The organism is Enterococcus sp. DIV0421 (genome assembly GCF_051713745.1).
Lineage (GTDB): Bacteria > Bacillota > Bacilli > Lactobacillales > Enterococcaceae > Enterococcus_D > Enterococcus_D casseliflavus.
The window spans coordinates 813,568-830,579 of sequence record NZ_JBIOQM010000002.1 but is presented as its reverse complement, the minus strand read 5'-3'; the positions used below and the strand labels follow the sequence as shown (position 1 = coordinate 830,579).

Genomic DNA, 17,012 nt, shown 5'->3' with positions numbered 1-17,012 from the left:
TTTTATTTCGTAATCAAAGCATCTAAACTAGCCACTGCCAGACTCATCTTCGCGATTTTATCCAACAAGGCAAAACGGTTGCGGCGAATTTGTTCATCTTCCACCATGACCATTGTTTGATCAAAATAAGCTTCGATCAATGGGCGCAATGCCACTAAGCTTTGGTAGTTTTCTTCCATCGTTTGATGTGGGAACTTGTCCTCTACTGTTAAGACCGCTTCATACAAGGCAGTTTCAGAGTCGTTTTCAAACAAGGCAGGATCAATTGCTGCTTGATCCAATTCAGCTTTCTTCGCTAAATTGATCACCCGTGTCAAAGCTTCCATCGAAGGTTTGAAGTCGGTGTCTTGCAGATGCTCCCTTAACATTTGAGCCGTTTCAAACAACGTACTGATGTCTGCTTGACGTGCGCCTAAGACAGCTTCGATGACATCATGACGCGTATTTTTGCTGAGTAAGAATTGACGCAGACGACCTTTCACAAAATCGGTCACTTGTTCTTGACCAGCGGCAAGTTGAATCCCAAAAACTTCTGGTTGGGCATTAACGGCTTCACGAATCTCTTCTTGCAACTGAGCAAATGGGAAGTACCAGCGCTTTTCAGCTAGGATGCGGATAATCCCGTAGGTTTGCCGACGAAGTGCATAAGGATCGTTTGAACCGCTTGGAACCATATCAACAGCGAAGAAAGCAAGTAAGCTGTCTAATTTATCCGCAATCGCTAAAACAGCCCCGATTTTTGATTGTGGCAGCTCGCCTTCTGCTGAGATCGGCATGTAGTGTTCACGAATCGCTTGGGCAACTGTTGGTTTTTCTCCTTGGATCAGGGCATATTTTTCCCCCATGATCCCTTGCAATTCAGGGAATTCCCCTACCATATTGGTCACTAAATCAAATTTATAGATTTGAGCTGCCCGTTGAAGGTCGGTCAGTTCTTCTTGTGTTAAACCAACGGTCTTCCCGATGATTTGCGCTGCTAGTCCGACACGTTGCATTTTTTCATACAAGCTGCCGTTTTTTTCGTGGAAGGTGACTTGCTTAAGTTTTTCTACGCAATGGTCAATGGTCAGCTTTTTGTCTTCATTGTAGAAAAACTCAGCATCTTCTAGACGAGCGGTCAGGACTTTTTGGTTTCCCTTGATGACATTATCGATCTTCACAGCATCCCCGTTGCGGGCAGAGATGAAGTGCGGCAGCAATTCTCCGTCAAGGGTGCGGACATCGAAGTAACGTTGATGTTCTTTCATAGAAGTAACTAATACTTCTTCAGGGACAGAAAGATATTTTTCTTCAAAGTCCCCTACAAAGGCTGTTGGGTATTCAACTAGATTTGTCACTTCTTCTAGTAAGTCTTCATCTAAATCGATCCGCCAGTTGTTTTCTTGAGCGATCGCGTTGATTTGTGCGGTGATCATTTGTTGACGTTCGCTTGGATCAGCGATGACAAACTGATGCTTCATTTTTTCCAAATACTCGTCCGCGTGATCAAACGTGACTGCCTCACCTAAGAAACGATGACCTTTTGACTCGCGACCGGTAACAATATCAAGGATTTGGAAAGGAATGACTTGCTCACCAAAGAGTGCTACGATCCAATGAATTGGTCGGATATATTCAAAATCGTAGTCTGCCCAGTGCATCGTTACTGGGAACGTCAAACTCGTGATTACTTCCTGCAATCCTTTCAATACCTCAACGGTTGGTTGACCTTGGGTATGTTTCGTTACATAGACATACTCAATCCCTTTTAATTCACGGAAGGTGATGTCATCAGTCGTCAATCCTTGTCCACGAACAAACCCTTGAGCTGCTTTCGACCAATTGCCTGCATCATCTAATGCGATTTTTTTCGCTGGTCCTTTGACATCTTCTTGCGTATCCGCTTGTTTTTCAGGAATACCGGTGACATAGACAGCCAAACGGCGAGGTGTGGAATAGGCTTCGATCGTTGTATAAGGCAACGCATGAGCATCTAAGAAAGCTGCCGTTTTTTCTTGTAATTGTTTCATACTTGGGGTTACGACATGCGCTGGTAATTCCTCTAAGCCGATTTCTAATAATAGGTTTTGTGCCATCTTATTTTCCCTCCTCAATCAGTTTTTGCGCCACTTCTGGATCAAGCAATGGATAACCGAGGTTTTCCCGTTCTGCTACAAAGAGTTTTGCTACTTGACGCGCCATGTTACGGATACGTGCGAGGTACCCAGCACGTTCAGTGACGGAGACTGCGCCACGAGCATCCAACAGGTTGAAGGTATGGCTGCATTTTAAGATATAGTCGTAAGCTGGATGAACTAAGCGTTCATCGATACAGCGTTTTGCTTCTTTTTCAAAACGATCGAAGTTTCCTAAAAGCAAGTCTTGGTCACTGACTTCAAAGGAATATTTTGAATGTTCATACTCAGGTTGGCGGAAAATCTCACCATATTTGACACCTGCAGACCATTCAAGATCGTAGACACTTTCAACTTCTTGAATATAAGATGCTAGACGTTCTAAGCCGTAAGTGATCTCTGATGTCACTGGCTTACATGCTAAGCCGCCGACTTGTTGGAAGTACGTAAACTGAGTGATCTCCATCCCGTCTAACCAAACTTCCCAACCAAGACCTGCACAACCCATCGAAGGATTTTCCCAGTTATCTTCGACAAAACGAATATCATGTTCTAATGGATCGATCCCTAAAAGACGCAGGCTTTCTAAATAAAGCTCTTGGATATTTTCAGGAGAAGGCTTCATCACGACTTGGAACTGGTGGTGCTGATACAAACGATTTGGGTTTTCCCCGTAGCGGCCATCAGCTGGACGGCGAGAAGGTTCTACGTAAGCGGCGTTCCATGGTTCTGGACCGATTGCACGTAAAAATGTATATGGGCTCATGGTTCCAGCCCCTTTTTCTGTATCATAGGCCTGCATCAGCATACAGCCGTTTTCAGACCAGAATTTTTGCAGGGTCAAAATCATCTCTTGCACAGTTAGTTTACTCATCTTTTTCTTCCTTTCTTATAACGCATTGACGACAGGATAAAATTCGACAACTGATCCAGGGATCAATTTCACTTCGACCACGACATCTGCTTCTAAAACATCCGATAAGTCGTAAAGCATTTGGTCTGGACTCGTTGTAAATTCATGGATAAGCTGTTCATCCTTTAAAAGGCGAACCTGCAGTGGAATACTTGCTAATACTTTGAGCTTTTTTTCGGTAAACGCACTTGCTGGAATCGTCATATCAAATAACATAAAAAACCTCCTTTGTTTTTGGCTATTCTTGGTGTGAAACATAAAAAAGTCCCTATATCTATACAAAGTGTATAGATATAGGGACGATAAATTCGCGGTTCCACCCTACTTCCGACAAGTCGGCAGCTTCATTGATCATGCTCACGGACGCCTGCGAAATAAGGTTCCAACTTGGCTTTCACTCTCCCAAGTTCGCTTCATGGAATGGTCTTCTTTCTTTCTTCCGATCATAGCACGGATTCGATTACTCTTATGATAGTAGTTGAAGCTAGGGTTTGTCAATGATTAATTTGAACTTGTATGTGTCTGTATTTTACCCGGACACTTTTTCTGAAGAAGAAAAATTAAATTAACATTAAAACAAACTTCCGACAGTTTGTTTTTTGATCGTTATTTTATTTTTGTTTTTGTTATTTACAATGCGTCGTCTACCTCTTCGAAAATAATCATTCTTTCGATAGATGAAAAAATGGAATCGAAAAATAATAAAAAATAGTATTGACAAATCAGCTTTTCAAGTATAAACTCTTCAATATAAATTATCATTAAAACAAAACTTTTGACAAATCGATGTGATGGACGAATGGTTCCATCACCTTTTTTTGTTTTGCTTTTGTTACCTTTATTTCTACACCTTTTTTAATTTTTTGTCAATTTCTTTTAGAAAAATTTTTACGGCTAATTAAAAAATTTTTGTTGTATCAAAAGAACTTTTCTTTTATACTGGTGTCGTAAAGAGCGCACACTCTTTACGACACTTTTTTCAAGATCGAGAGATCTTTTTTCACGATTCCCTCCTAGAGTTTGTCTAGGGGGGTACCTTTTTTCAGCCAATTGACATACTCTTTGACTGCTCCTCGATCTGTTTGAAGGCGTACTTCCCCCTTGGTTATACCCGTTTCTGTTTCTTCATCTACCTGTTCAAGCCCACACAACGGTTGCCGTTTTAGCCGTTCATCTAACGCAAAGGCTTCTTGCCATTCTTTCAAGAAAATGGATTTGATCGTTTGATTTTTCTCTGAGGCAATCAATTGAATCATTCCTTCTAATCCTCGTCCCCAGTATTTCCCTTGATTCTTCATCCGATACGTAAAACTTCGATGGCGGCTTTCCATGATCCCGATCCCTTGTTTTTTCTTTGGCAGATTCCTTAAGTGATACGGTTTCAGATACGGCCAATTCCGATACAAATAGCCTTTGAGCTTCGTATAATGGTACAACTGTTCCTGCGTTTCACAACAACTCTCCAATGTTGTTAACAACACATCTCGTTTTCGTGGATCATAGGCATTGATCGCCTCTTGAAACGAATTGATCAATTCTGTTTTAAAGACACGCTGAATCAATTTTTGGGTCACATGGTATCGATCAATAAAATAGTCAAATCCGCCAATTTTTATCGGTAATAATTCTTGGATCTTCCTTTTCGTGAATCCTTTTCCGCCATCTGTATTTGCCACCACGATCGTTTCTTTTAGATCATACGTTTGATACAAATAATCTCTTACCTGATGAGCTGCCTCGGCATAACTGGACGAAATAATCGTTCGTGCATGTTTTAAACGAGGAATCGTTTGAATCCCTGTTTCTTCTATCCCCTCATGAATCACGAAATGGCTTAATTCTTTCTTTTTTCCATTCCCTTGTTTCTTTTTCCGACCTCTGCTAACCAGTCCTTTTTCATTCACAAGTACGCCATCGCCTTCAATAAATACATACGGAACCTTACGATTTCCCGCTTCCCCATATTCTCGTTGATAAGAAAAATAGTGCTCTGCTTTTTCTCCAAACAATTGGACGGCTTTTCCTACAGTATCTTTTGAACACGAAATGACCGTAAAATCTTCAATGATCGTTGACACTTTCCGGTACGGGCAATCTTTGCTTGCTTTCACCATCGAAAAAGATACGCCCGGAGAATATCGATCATAGGCAGAAACACCGAACCATTCATCTACAGGATAAATAATCTCCCCTTCTTTTTTCCAGGGTGTTCGTTCATAGGTCATCGAGCCAAATAAAAAATGAACCGTTCGTTCTGCTTTCTTTTCTGGTTGATACCCCTGAGCTTGATAATACGAACGTTGGCTATTCTCCTTATATTTTATGTATTGCTGGAAATGATACTCTATTAATGTATTCATCAAAAGCTGAAGTTGTCGCTCTTTTTCAATTCGATCCATCTTCTCATGCGCCAAAATTTGATCCATTTGTTGAAAATACGCATCCATCTTTTCCTTGTTCCTCCGTTTCACCTGTTATTTGTCTGTAAATTTCTTACTCGTCTCTGTAACACATCGATCACAGCTTCTAAAAACATCCGTTCATCCATGAAGCCAATCGGTTGCCCCGCTTTGCGTCTCCTTTCAGCTGTTTCCCATTTCGTTGAAGGTCGATCATTAAATAAGGTAGGACGACTGGTACCGATGACCAGCTGCGTCGTCTGACTTGTGACAATGGTTTGCGTATGCCCACCAAGGGCAACCACCAACGCTTGAGCTTGTTCACGAGTCAGACTTGATAACGTTCCGGTAAACACTATCCACTCTTGATTCATAAACTGACCCCTCCGTCGTTTAATGTACCTTTTCGATTCGGTTTTTCCCACGTCCAGCCTTGTTTTTGTAATTGCTTTTCAGACACAACCACACGTTCTAAAGAAGAATCCATGCTTAAAATCACTGTATGCTCATTCAATCGTTCGACTTTTCCAGTGACTAGTTTTCCGTGAACCGTCTTGGCAGTAATGACCTGCCCAATACACAATGCCTTCATATCTTATCCTCGCTTTCTCGTAAAGGAATGTTTGTCTAATATTTTTTCTTCTAGCATAAAAGAAAATGATCGTCCGCTTCAATCATTTTTTCTACTTGTTTTCCCCTCCTAATTCTCGAATAACCGCACTGAGAAATGCAGAGGCATTTCCTTCTCCATATTGGTTTTTAAAACCTGCCTGTAAAGCAAGCTCACCCAATAACTCACGTTCGCTTGGATAGAGAGAAACTATATAATCTTGTTTCTTCTCCTTCTTTTTTAGTTTTTCCAAAGGAACCGATAAATGCCCCATCCGTAGATTATCCACGCTCTGTGCAGCTGGTTCATGTATCGATCGTTTTTTCTTCTTTTCTTGCATCTCTTGTTGGATCTTTTGAAATTGATTCACTTTAACCCCTCCTTATGGTTCTAACAATTTGTAGTCTTTTTTCACTGCTATCCCCCATGTTTCATTAACTTTCCTGTATATGCTCTAAAATTTGTTCACAAATAGAAATGACATGTTTATCACAAAGAGAATAAACCATTTCTTTCCCTTCTCGTGTGAATTTGACTAAATGATACTCTTTTAAAATCCTTAGTTGGTGCGAAACACCTGATTGTGAAATACTTACATGAGAGACAATTTGAGAGACATTCGCTTGTCCTTGTTCAAATAAGAAAAATAAAATAGCCAATCGTGTTGGACTGCTCAAGATAGAAAAAATATCGCTAATTTTTTGCTGCTGTTCCACTGAAATCATCAATTTTCCTCCTCACATATTCACACTTGTTCATTTATTTGATAAACTAATCATACAAAAATTTATCTCAAAGAAAAAGGAGACGATTACATGGAACATCATACACATGAAAATCACACGCATCAACATTCTTTAGGCTGTGGGCACACGAAAATTTTACACAAAGATCACGTCGATTACGTGCATAATGGTCATTTGCATCATGCGCATGAAGATCATTGGGACGAATGTACGTTAGAAATCAATGAAAAGAATCCAGATAGCTGTAATCATGTACAAGCAGTTTGTCAGCACACACCGGATTGCGGTCATGAACAAGTACCTCATGGCGATCATACAGATTATTTAGTCAATGGCCGTTTACAACATGTACATGATGACCATATTGACGACCATGGTACAGTTGAAGTTCTTTGATTCCTCCTTTGTAATTCCCTAACTCTCAAATCTTCAGAGTTTTAGGGAGTTTTTGTTTACCCAAAATACCTCCGCTATGGTTCTAGCATATGGTTCTAGCATATGGTTCTAGCATATGGTTCTAGCATATGGTTCTAGCATATGGTTCTAGCATATGGTTCTAGCATATGGTTCTAGCATATGGTTCTAGCATATGGTTCTAGCATATGGTTCTAGCATATGGTTCTAGCATATGGTTCTAGCATATGGTTCTAGCATATGGTTCTAGCATATGGTTCTAGCATATGGTTCTAGCATATGGTTCTAGCATATGGTTCTAGCATATGGTTCTAGCATATGGTTCTAGCATATGGTTCTAGCATATGGTTCTAGCATATGGTTCTAGCATATGGTTCTAGCATATGGTTCTAGCATATGGTTCTAGCATATGGTTCTAGCATATGGTTCTAGCATATGGTTCTAGCATATGGTTCTAGCATATGGTTCTAGCATATGGTTCTAGCATATGGTTCTAGCATATGGTTCTAGCATATGGTTCTAGCATATGGTTCTAGCATATGGTTCTAGCATATGGTTCTAGCATATGGTTCTAGCATATGGTTCTAGCATATGGTTCTAGCATATGGTTCTAGCATATGGTTCTAGCATATGGTTCTAGCATATGGTTCTAGCATATGGTTCTAGCATATGGTTCTAGCATATGGCAAGCCTCGCTATCGCTGGCTTGCCAGTCTGTCAACCTTTGCTTTGATGGCTTCTAATACGCGCAGGGTCTCTTCTCGAAACATACGGTACTTCTCTTGCTGATACTTTGCTTCCTCAAACAAATCCAGCACGGTCTTTCGTTGTAATCCTGCTTCATCAAATGCCGTTCGATCTTGGAAATAGCCTAAAAAGCTCGGAATTTCTTCCATCACCTGCTTGAACTGACGAGAAACATCCGTATTATGTGCCACCTTATTCCCTACAAACATTACTTCTGCCCGTACATAACTCTCTCCTGTAAACAGATCCCGCAGCTCATTTGCTAACCAGGAAACATGTTCTTCTAGGTTCATCAATGCTTCAAAACCATCTGAACTTGGATCTGACACACCGATAATCAGATCTGACGCAACCAATAGGTTATTCGTAATCAAATTACTATCATTTCGTGTATCAATGACCACATACTCATAATTTCCAAAAGTCTCATACTGCCGCACATAGCCCGCAAAGACCAGGGTATTATTGAACCTTGAAACCAATTCAGTATTCACTTCTTCTAGTTCAGGCGTACCACAAACTAAATCTAATCCTTCTCGTACGGCCATAGGAAAGAGTTCTTGTTTTCGAAACAATCGGGCAAAGGTTGCTTTTTCCTCAATGGTTGAGGTAAAACGCTTTGTCGCATTCCCGCTTTCATCGGCATCAATCAAACATGTATTTCCAAACATTGAAAGATATACTGCTAACATACAAGAGACGCTTGTTTTTCCTGTGCCGCCTTTTTTATTATTCACTGTAATATACTTTGTCATCGGTTTTCCCTCTCTTTATTATTGATATTCTAGACTTTCTTTTTGCCTAAATTGTTTTCCTTCTCGCACACCTTCCTGAAATACTACTAAGTCTTTTATTTTGTGAGACGTGTCCTTTCCTGGTACTAGCGATAATTCATCAAACTCTTTTTGTACGTATTTTGGTACTTGTAACGCTAGTTCATATCCGTTTGTTTTTACTTGTTCCCAGAATTGTTCCTGCAATCCGACAAGATATCCCTGAATATAATCTTGCTTTAATTGCCATTTTCGTTTTCTTTTTCGCTTGATTTCTGGCTGTTGCATGAATCTCCTTGCACAATACGCAATGCTTCCCTTTGCATAATGAAACGTAATATCCGCAATTTCTACATCTGATTTTGTTCCTAAAAAATGCAACTCAACGGGGATCCCTGCTACATAATAATATTTCACTCGGAAATTCGAAGAAATAACTCTTGCTAAACGATATACCCATTTTTGTGGTTTTCCTTGATAGACAACACGATCCACCACTTGCCCTTCAAAAGAAGCTTGCTTATAGTCAAAGACTTCCTCTTCAGAGATTCCATAACTCAACATTAATTCCTGAGCCTTCGCTAATGCATTCATAGATTCTTCGTCATTCGCATCGTTAGCTAAAGCGAATAGTTTTTGAATCTTCATAAAGCGTTTATCCTTCACTTTTTTCCTCCAATCTCTTTTCCTCCAATCTCTTTTCCTCCAATCTCTTTTCCTCCAATCTCTTTTCCTCCAATCTCTTTTCCTCCAATCTCTTCTGCAGCTCTCTATAGAAAGTTAACATTTCCTGATATTCTTCTTCAGTGAGCCGCTGATTCCACAAACCATCAAACCAAGCACTAGATATCCTTCCAAATTCTTCCTTCAATGCAACAAAACAATCCTCATAGGTATATGGTTTTGGCAACTTGTCATACGTTTCTTTTTTCTTACGATCAACTACAACTAAATCATGACCAAATCCACCGTAAACAAGTTCATGTGTAAAATGATAGGCTGGATACATGCGATTACATGTTTTGATTGCTTCCTGCACTTCCTCAATCAAGTAATCATCTAAACAAAAACGAGCGGAATACGTCGACACTTGAGCCATTTTATCAAAAATGGATAACTCATTTACCAACTGTACAGCGGTGATTTTTCTCATTTTGTGTTCCCCTTCTTTCCCTTTAATCTTCCGATAGAAAGTATCATCACTTTTGAACCGAGTGTCGACACTTTTTCGTTAATCCTACATCAAAATTTGCCGCCTCTTGTGCAATCAAAAGATCTAATGCATGAGCAAGGATCTTGCTTTCTGAAAGTACATATTTCTTTGATAATCGTTGAAGCGCCACTTGTTGTGTAGGATTAAAGGTGGTCACCCCTCGCTTATTTTCTTTTTTTATTGCCAATGGCTCCACTTCCTCTCTTTTACCAAAAATAGTGAAACAAAAACCAAATCCCTACGAACAAACCGATGGTCATCATCCAGCGAATGCCTTTGCGGATCCGATACCGCAATCGACCTAAAAACAAACAGCGAATCATTGTTACGCCAGCTCCAGAAAAACAAAGCGTCATCAATCGCTCAATTACTTCTTGTTTCATGTGCTTTCCTCCTCAATACTCGTTTTTTTCTTGCTTGTAGATAGCCAAATGACCGATAGGCTCTCATTTTGCTTTTATAGCCATAGCCTTGGGCATCATCGATAATTTCCCCTGTGTTCACATCAATAATGACAAAGCGTGCTTCGCCCCTACGAGAAAGGGCTGGAAAACAGACCGCTTTATACGGTGGAATCATACCTCTCCCCCCATTCTTTCTTTGATTGTTTATACAAATACTCGTCCCAGGCAAAAAACAAACATGCACTCAATCCACTACCAATGCCTAATTGAAAAAGAACGGGCAAAAATTGCATACTCATTCCCAATAAAAACAAAACCATTCCTAAACGTTGATTCATCTTGCGTTCTCCCCCCTTCATGTATTAGAATAATCATACAAACTAGATCTCTTTTATAAATTCCTTTTACAAGCCCTTGTTTTTTACAAGGGCTCTTCTCTTGTATTGCCTTTAGGCCTTTTCTTTCTTCTGTTGGTTTACTAACGCCAACATTTCTGTCAATACTCCAGCCCCTTCAAACTCATTCACAACAGTCAATGCTGCTTCTACATAGTATAAAAATGCCTCTTCAAGAATCGTTAAAGACAAAGAAACGATGGGAAATCCAGTTAACGCCTCCGCTGTAGAGCCGTACGTAATCTCCAAACAAACATCTAACGTTCCTGTTTCTTCTTCCTGGAAAACCAATGCACTTTTGACCTGATTTCCTTTGATTTGAAGCTGTTCGAGCCATTCTCCAAATGCCTCCGCTGTTTGAATCCCTAGTTGTACTTCTTCGATCATATTGTTTTCCTCCCTATACGGTTTGTTTTTGTAGACATCAGCTGCTATTACTCTCCCAGTTCGTCTATGCGTTCAAAATCAAATGTGCCTTTTATTTGTCGATAGCGTGCCCCACAATGTTCACATGCCCAAATAAACGTCTTTTGAAAATGTGGCGCTCCGCAAGACAACCGTCGATAATGCACGATATGTTTGGCCAATTCCCCGCAATCACATCTTACATACGTCGGTGGCCAACTCGCATGAGCCATCGTATGGAATGGCACGTAATAGCTGTTGTAACAAGCCCGATTGGTTGATTGATACATGTTCTTCACTCTCTTTCATTTACTCTTGATAAACCCGTCAAATAATCGATGGTATAGCCTTCTTGTGTGTTATGGATATACACATTCAATGAAATCGCCGTATCTTCAATACTTTGTGCTTCTATTTGTATCCCTCGTGCGACCAATTCTTCCCCTCGAAAATCAGGTGTGACACGATAACGAACATGATTCCATGTGTTTCGTAAATACTCAGCGACTTTATTTTCAACGTCAACCATGGCAGGCGTGTTAAAAGAATGCGTGCCTGTCATCAAATTTTTCGGGTTATTGTTCTCACCTGTTAACTGAAATCCGATCAAATGACAGCGATTATAGAGATAGTCCCCATTCGGCATTTTCTTTTGTTTCCAGCCGGTAGGCTTAATAAATAACCGCTCTCTTTCTTCTGTTGGCATCATGTCTCTATGCAATAGGGCATTTGCCTCCCCTACACGGTTGAATGGATCTAAATCCGAGAAGGTTTGCCAGGCTCCCTTTTCTAAAGACAAATCGTCCGAAGAAAAACTTGGCTGATTATGATTGATCGTTTCTATTTGTGACAAGCCATTGCCTACAGGAACCTCTTGCGCGGACTTATCAATAAACATCTGTGTGACTTCATGAACTACTTCGCTTAATTCTGAGGGTGGTTGATTCCATCTCGAACCAACCACAACCACCACAACAAGGACTAGAAGTCCCCAGAATCCCGTTCTTCGTTTTCTCAAACTTTTTCCCCCATTTCTTCCTAACCATGAATCATTGGTACACTTTTTATCGGACGTTCTCCTGTTTGTTTAGCAATAAGTAGCGGTAAGATTTGTTGTAGCCATTGTTGATTAGGGACTTGATCCAAAAAGTTCCCGATAGTGCTTAGAATAAGTGTATCTGTCAGCTGTTCCACTAAATAAACCGATTGGAAAGGACTTAACCTCGCAACATAATTCACAATATTTTCATCCGTTTGTTCAAAGGATCCTAAATACTCCTGGGTCGTTCGATCGTAACAATCAACGATAGGTTTTGTTTTTGACATTGGCTTTCTCTCCTATTCACAAATCATTTTCCCTTTCGGGCAAGGGGCTTACGCCCCTTAAATGTACTGTATTCAACAGAATGGTTTCCTCTTTTTTATTCATTTTTAAGCATAGCCAATTTGGCAAGCTTTTCCTAAATATTTATGTGCTCCGTCATAAACTCTCCATTCATCAAAAAATGTAATGGATAAACAACGAATTTCTTTTCCATAAAGTAGATGGAGATGCTTAAAAATGGCTTTTTCTCGCCGATCTAAGATTCGACTGATTTTTTTCATTGTTTTTGTCATATCGCTTGTATCGTATGCATCGTCATATGGTTCTGCTTCAATATCGACAGTATCTCCATCTATACCTATGATAAAAAGCGATTTTAATACATTATTTTTGGTGTCGTGTCTATCTCCGCCTAAGAGTTCATAAATATTTATCATCTGTTTCATTTTTTTCTCCTAAATCTTTACTTTTTAATCAACATCTTTGCCTTTAATGATACGAAAGTTGTTCAAAGAAGAATTCAGTGTCAAAAGTAGCTTTCGACTTTGCGGCGGCAGAAACAAATCCCCAAAATTCTTTTTCTGAGCAAGAATAGCTAAAGGAAAAGTAAGGATATGTTTCTTCTAGTTCTTCTTGTGTATCGGCCAAACAGACACTTAGAATGAGATCATTTTGTCTATCAATTTTAGTATAAATGAGTGTAGTAGAAACAACCTTTTCTTCAGTTACTGCGTTTAGCCATTGTTCAAAGATTTCTGGACGATCGATTGCTCGAATATCCCCGTTTAATAATTGTTCTTTTGTTAGTGTCTGTAACATTGTATTTTCCTCCTTTGCGTTCACCTCAGCGGGAAAAACAATGTTTCCCACTGAGGAATCAAACTTATTGTTGTGCTGCTCGTTCTTTGGTTTTTGCTTTTGGTTCCAACAAACTAAAAGTTTCAACGACTACTTCTATCACATAAATTCGTGCCCCTGTAGTATCCTCATAATTGCGCGTTTGTAATCGACCACTGACTCCGATCAAGCTTCCTTTTGTGACATGTTCCGCAAGTGTTTCTGCTTTTTTATTCCAGATCACGCAAGGAATAAAATCCGCTTCTCGTTCGCCTTGATCATTCGTAAAATTTCGATTCACTGCAAGCGTAAAATTCGCGACTGCTTTCCCGGTTGACGTGTAGCGAAAGTTTGGTTCTTTCGTTAGTCTTCCGATTAAATTTGTATTGTTCATCATGTGAAATCTCTCCTTAAAATATTTTTTTTATTTTGAACTAAGAGGGAAAAATCCCTCTTAGTAGTAACTACTTTCATAAACAGGTTTTCCATCATATCGGTAAAACGTGTCCCAACTGCGATTGCCATAGAGTTCATTTGGATGATTCGGATTGATTCGTTTTCTAACAATGCTATCTTTTGTTCTTGCAAGCGGATAATCAATAAACTCATTTGGTATGGGCGCAGTCATTCCACTCATTGAGGTATGAATGTCTACCGTTTGTTTCTTAACAGGTCTGAACCAAGCCGTTTTTTCCGTTAATTTCACGATCTTCCAGAAAGTAACATTGGTTTGTTCATAGCCCCAAGAGCTATAAAAGATGTCTCCGACTTGGTACGAGGTGTTTTTTGTTTGTGTGATCATAGGTGACTCCTCCTAAAAATAATTTTTTTTGTTTTCTTTGAAAGTTGCGCCTTTCCCCTCTACCTTTTCGGCATTGCGTCGGGGGCGCAGGGGTTTTGGGGGTGCAACCCCCAAGGTCTTGATTCGGCTCGTTTTTAGACGAAGCCCTGCTTGTTTGATTTTGGTTTTCAGTTTTCAAAGATCAAAGTGGAATGCTTTTTAGCGTCCCTTTTCGTATATCGGTCGTTCGGCATAACCGTCTCGAAACCATGTTCTGACGGTTGCCAAGGGCGCGCAGCGTGCATTTTACCCTTGGCAATTGGCAGGTTATGGTTTAGGTTATACTAGCCGGATGACTGATAGACGATTAGAGACGCTTGAACATCCACTTCTTTGGAAACTGAGAATCAAACAAGCTAGTGCTTCCGAAAAACGAGCCGGTTCAGGCACTTGGGCCTGAACCACATGCGCTTGCGCAGATTCGGACGCTTAGGCGGCCGATATCGACGGTTACGTCGAAAGACATTTAGGCCATCGAGCAGCGATGGCTTCCTTTCTGTTTAATGCATTCTCCTGTACCAAAAAAGAAAACAAGATCAGGGTTCCGTAAGAGCGGCGGTGGTGGTTGGAGCGATGAAGGAACTCGGCAAAAAAACAAAAAAAAGACGCTAGAAACATTGAAAACTCAACGTTTCTAGCGTCTTTTTTTATGGTATAATGATTATGTAGAAAAGTGAAAAGATGGTGGCTAATCTCTTAATACAGGGGTGATGCCTATGGTTCATAGCTTTATCCCTAGAGGGGAGTAAGCATGTCTGTATTTGAAGCATTGACGCTGATGATTGCTTTTGCGACATTGGTGTTGCTGATTACAGATCATAAAAACCAAAAAAAATAACCATCTAACACTTTAGCAGGTCGTTTAGATGGTCAAAAAACTATTTTTTCGATGGCTACCGTCTTTTTAACGGTTCTACATGGGGCGTGTTTGCAGCACGTCCTTTTCTATATCTATTATAGCATATTTTCATGTTTGATGGAACTGCAAAGCTGGCAAAGCCAGCTTTTTGTTGTCCGCCTAAACGGCGGTGGCGGTTGGAGTGTGGCGGACAACAAAAAATTTTACTATCTTATAAAAAAACTTCCTTCCTCTTCAGATACAAACGAAGTCTTTCTTTAATACTTATAGAAACCAAACACCTACTACAATCCCTATTTTCAATAAAAGAATAGTAATCAAAAAAATATTCAAGATTCTTTTTTGATGATCCGTCATCGTCTTATTGGAATGTCTATAGACCAGCCCTAACAATATAAATAACAATGTAACCCAAATAAATATTGACATTTTTCACATCTACTTTCTCACGGCTTACTTGCTAATTTCCATAATAAAAACGGATACAAAAAGCTTATAGCCAATAAGAAATTAACTAAAACAAAAACTACCCTCATATGTTTATTTTCTAGATAACAACTAGCTATAATCCCCACAATTCCTATAGGAAAACTAAATAATAGTATCGTGGCATCAATAGTTGTCATCGTGAAAAATAAAAGGTTGAGAATAATATTGATGAAAACAGTGCTTACAGCTATATACTTCAATATTTTCATGCGTATCACAACCTATTCATTAAGAAAAGTATAAAATAGCAGCATTAGCTACTGTTTTTGCCCAAGTTCCTTTTATTGTACCATTACGTAATCCTGTTTTAAGATTTGAAACAAACTCTTTGTCACACTGTTTATTTCCCCATCCTCTTGCGCCATAACACAAATCATGATACATACAATACTTATCTAGTTGATCTTTTGGATTTCCTGCATTGTTAAAATCTGTACCTGGTCCACAGTAATTCCCATATATTGGAATACTGATGGCACGTACAACTCTTCGTTTTCCTTCTGTAGTGCTATCATCAAGCTTTGCTAATAAATTGTACGTATTTCCTATTTCTAAAATAAATTCTGATTCTCCATATTGTTCAGCTTTACCAACATCAAAATAAATTTTTTCATTTTCATTATATAAATATTTCTTCAAGCTCTCAATATTAACCTCTGTTTCAACAAAGTTTTCATCAGCATATCCTTTTATAGAAACTCCGAATAATATGCTTACTGTCGCTACTAATCCAATTACCAAATAAAGAAACTTTGAACATTGTGATACTCGTAAATTCATACTATCATCCACTTTCTATAGTTTATTTTTTGTTATCTTTTACTATCAACAAGAATAATTATCCTCACTAATTCGCCTCCTTCCTATCCTTGTGATAGTTTTTACAATTGAAGTATTCCATAAAAATACTTTTAAAAACAGTCTTTTATTTTTATTTTTTTACTGTATAATTAAATTGATTGTAATATTTAATTTATTTTTATTTTAAAACCATTTAATTATGTTTGTTATTTTAACTTTTGTCTTCCATTCAAAAAAAACAGGTAGTACCATTTAGGCGCTACCTGTTTTCTCAATTATTTTTTCTCTGTCATATCTGCGGATACTTGCACATTTTTTAATTTCTGAATATGCTCCACCATTGGTTTAGTCCCCTTTAATACCAAATGAATTTTTCCTTTTTCTTTCCCTAAAATCACTTCTTCTTCAAGTTTCAATGCATTATTATCCGGGCCTACAAATTCACGATTATCTTCATCTAAAACTTTTATTGTTATTAAGTAATTTTTAGTTGGGTTTGCGTGCTCAAATGCCAGCTCTCCTTCATAGATTTCATTGATTGCCTCTTCTTTTACTACCTCTTGTTCCGTATCTAAAATCTCCACCTCCAAACTTAGTTCAGGAGCTGGTTCTTTTTCTGTGCTCGTTGTTTCATGTTGTGCTTCTTTCTCCGAAAATAAATTCTTCAATGCTACACCACTTCCTACAATAGTCAAACATACAATAAGCATTACAAATACCTTTTTCAC

26 protein-coding genes and 1 pseudogene are annotated in these 17,012 nt (G+C 39.1%); 2 read left to right on the top strand and 25 right to left on the bottom strand.

The annotated features are described in order from the left end of the window. Positions 1-2 precede the first annotated feature (2 nt). The 8 genes from glyS to IGI96_RS15025 form a co-directional block, all read right to left on the bottom strand. The gene (glyS, locus tag IGI96_RS15060) at positions 3-2,075 is read right to left on the bottom strand and encodes a glycine--tRNA ligase subunit beta (protein WP_438785327.1); all 2,073 of its coding nucleotides are present in this window, start codon (positions 2,073-2,075) and stop codon (positions 3-5) included. Position 2,076: 1 nt separating this feature from the next. Further along, on the bottom strand, positions 2,077-2,988 hold the full coding sequence (gene glyQ, locus IGI96_RS15055; protein WP_005225852.1) for a glycine--tRNA ligase subunit alpha: 912 nt from the start codon (positions 2,986-2,988) through the stop codon (positions 2,077-2,079). 15 nt (positions 2,989-3,003) lie between these two features. After that, positions 3,004-3,243, bottom strand: coding sequence for a hypothetical protein (locus tag IGI96_RS15050; protein WP_081118113.1), 240 nt, complete (start codon positions 3,241-3,243; stop codon positions 3,004-3,006). A 797-nt stretch (positions 3,244-4,040) separates the two neighbouring features. After that, on the bottom strand, positions 4,041-5,474 hold the full coding sequence (locus IGI96_RS15045; RefSeq protein ID WP_438785326.1) for an ISLre2 family transposase: 1,434 nt from the start codon (positions 5,472-5,474) through the stop codon (positions 4,041-4,043). 20 nt (positions 5,475-5,494) lie between these two features. Then, positions 5,495-5,800 (bottom strand): BRCT domain-containing protein, encoded by a 306-nt coding sequence (locus tag IGI96_RS15040; protein WP_438785325.1) that lies wholly within the window; start codon positions 5,798-5,800, stop codon positions 5,495-5,497. Continuing rightward, on the bottom strand, positions 5,797-6,018 hold the full coding sequence (locus tag IGI96_RS15035) for a hypothetical protein (RefSeq protein WP_438785324.1): 222 nt from the start codon (positions 6,016-6,018) through the stop codon (positions 5,797-5,799). The genes IGI96_RS15040 and IGI96_RS15035 overlap by 4 nt, the downstream gene beginning before the upstream one ends. A 91-nt stretch (positions 6,019-6,109) precedes the next feature. Beyond that, on the bottom strand, positions 6,110-6,406 hold the full coding sequence (locus IGI96_RS15030; RefSeq protein WP_438785323.1) for a hypothetical protein: 297 nt from the start codon (positions 6,404-6,406) through the stop codon (positions 6,110-6,112). 64 nt (positions 6,407-6,470) lie between these two features. Further along, positions 6,471-6,761, bottom strand: a complete 291-nt coding sequence (locus tag IGI96_RS15025; RefSeq protein ID WP_438785322.1) for an ArsR/SmtB family transcription factor — start codon at positions 6,759-6,761, stop codon at positions 6,471-6,473. 90 nt (positions 6,762-6,851) lie between these two features. On the opposite strand from IGI96_RS15025, the gene IGI96_RS15020 reads away from it, so the two are divergent. Beyond that, positions 6,852-7,178 (top strand): hypothetical protein, encoded by a 327-nt coding sequence (locus IGI96_RS15020; protein WP_438785321.1) that lies wholly within the window; start codon positions 6,852-6,854, stop codon positions 7,176-7,178. A 713-nt stretch (positions 7,179-7,891) separates the two neighbouring features. Here the strand turns inward: IGI96_RS15020 and IGI96_RS15015 are convergent. From IGI96_RS15015 to IGI96_RS14945, 15 genes and pseudogenes are all read right to left on the bottom strand, one after another. Further along, the gene (locus IGI96_RS15015; RefSeq protein WP_438785320.1) at positions 7,892-8,698 is read right to left on the bottom strand and encodes a ParA family protein; all 807 of its coding nucleotides are present in this window, start codon (positions 8,696-8,698) and stop codon (positions 7,892-7,894) included. A gap of 18 nt (positions 8,699-8,716) precedes the next feature. Continuing rightward, on the bottom strand, positions 8,717-9,382 hold the full coding sequence (locus tag IGI96_RS15010) for a DUF2786 domain-containing protein (RefSeq protein ID WP_438785319.1): 666 nt from the start codon (positions 9,380-9,382) through the stop codon (positions 8,717-8,719). Further along, the gene (locus tag IGI96_RS15005) at positions 9,372-9,869 is read right to left on the bottom strand and encodes a hypothetical protein (protein ID WP_438785318.1); all 498 of its coding nucleotides are present in this window, start codon (positions 9,867-9,869) and stop codon (positions 9,372-9,374) included. Before IGI96_RS15005 ends, IGI96_RS15010 begins: the two co-directional genes overlap by 11 nt. Positions 9,870-9,915: 46 nt before the next feature. Next, complete coding sequence (locus IGI96_RS15000) at positions 9,916-10,116, bottom strand: hypothetical protein (RefSeq protein ID WP_438785317.1); 201 nt, start codon at positions 10,114-10,116, stop codon at positions 9,916-9,918. A 19-nt stretch (positions 10,117-10,135) separates the two neighbouring features. Beyond that, positions 10,136-10,312 carry a hypothetical protein gene (locus IGI96_RS14995; RefSeq protein WP_438785316.1) on the bottom strand — a complete coding sequence of 59 codons (177 nt, stop codon included), beginning with the start codon at positions 10,310-10,312 and terminating at the stop codon, positions 10,136-10,138. Further along, positions 10,293-10,508: a hypothetical protein gene (locus IGI96_RS14990; RefSeq protein WP_438785315.1), complete on the bottom strand. Its 216-nt coding sequence runs from the start codon at positions 10,506-10,508 to the stop codon at positions 10,293-10,295. Before IGI96_RS14990 ends, IGI96_RS14995 begins: the two co-directional genes overlap by 20 nt. After that, the gene (locus tag IGI96_RS14985) at positions 10,492-10,671 is read right to left on the bottom strand and encodes a hypothetical protein (RefSeq protein ID WP_252712623.1); all 180 of its coding nucleotides are present in this window, start codon (positions 10,669-10,671) and stop codon (positions 10,492-10,494) included. The genes IGI96_RS14990 and IGI96_RS14985 overlap by 17 nt, the downstream gene beginning before the upstream one ends. A gap of 111 nt (positions 10,672-10,782) precedes the next feature. Beyond that, the gene (locus IGI96_RS14980) at positions 10,783-11,115 is read right to left on the bottom strand and encodes a hypothetical protein (protein ID WP_077454762.1); all 333 of its coding nucleotides are present in this window, start codon (positions 11,113-11,115) and stop codon (positions 10,783-10,785) included. Positions 11,116-11,162: 47 nt separating this feature from the next. Next, a complete protein-coding gene (locus tag IGI96_RS14975; RefSeq protein WP_438785314.1) occupies positions 11,163-11,423 on the bottom strand; it encodes a hypothetical protein in 261 nt (86 codons plus the stop codon). Positions 11,424-11,428: 5 nt separating this feature from the next. After that, positions 11,429-12,151: a DNA/RNA non-specific endonuclease gene (locus tag IGI96_RS14970; RefSeq protein WP_438785313.1), complete on the bottom strand. Its 723-nt coding sequence runs from the start codon at positions 12,149-12,151 to the stop codon at positions 11,429-11,431. 20 nt (positions 12,152-12,171) lie between these two features. Next, a complete protein-coding gene (locus tag IGI96_RS14965) occupies positions 12,172-12,459 on the bottom strand; it encodes a hypothetical protein (RefSeq protein WP_077454778.1) in 288 nt (95 codons plus the stop codon). A 105-nt stretch (positions 12,460-12,564) separates the two neighbouring features. Further along, positions 12,565-12,903: a hypothetical protein gene (locus IGI96_RS14960; RefSeq protein ID WP_438785312.1), complete on the bottom strand. Its 339-nt coding sequence runs from the start codon at positions 12,901-12,903 to the stop codon at positions 12,565-12,567. Positions 12,904-12,946: 43 nt separating this feature from the next. Next, a complete protein-coding gene (locus IGI96_RS14955) occupies positions 12,947-13,276 on the bottom strand; it encodes a hypothetical protein (protein WP_438785311.1) in 330 nt (109 codons plus the stop codon). Positions 13,277-13,355: 79 nt separating this feature from the next. Then, positions 13,356-13,691: pseudogene (gene ssb / locus IGI96_RS14950) on the bottom strand (single-stranded DNA-binding protein); the annotation flags it as partial. Positions 13,692-13,748: 57 nt separating this feature from the next. Beyond that, positions 13,749-14,096: a hypothetical protein gene (locus IGI96_RS14945; protein WP_438785310.1), complete on the bottom strand. Its 348-nt coding sequence runs from the start codon at positions 14,094-14,096 to the stop codon at positions 13,749-13,751. Positions 14,097-14,886: 790 nt separating this feature from the next. Between IGI96_RS14945 and IGI96_RS14940 the strand changes: the two genes are divergently transcribed. Further along, a complete protein-coding gene (locus IGI96_RS14940) occupies positions 14,887-14,973 on the top strand; it encodes a putative holin-like toxin (RefSeq protein ID WP_438785461.1) in 87 nt (28 codons plus the stop codon). A gap of 738 nt (positions 14,974-15,711) precedes the next feature. Here IGI96_RS14940 and IGI96_RS14935 read toward each other — a convergent pair. Both IGI96_RS14935 and IGI96_RS14930 read right to left on the bottom strand, forming a co-directional pair. Further along, positions 15,712-16,263 carry a phospholipase A2 family protein gene (locus IGI96_RS14935; RefSeq protein WP_438785309.1) on the bottom strand — a complete coding sequence of 184 codons (552 nt, stop codon included), beginning with the start codon at positions 16,261-16,263 and terminating at the stop codon, positions 15,712-15,714. Positions 16,264-16,559: 296 nt separating this feature from the next. Further along, positions 16,560-17,012, bottom strand: a complete 453-nt coding sequence (locus IGI96_RS14930; protein ID WP_438785308.1) for a hypothetical protein — start codon at positions 17,010-17,012, stop codon at positions 16,560-16,562.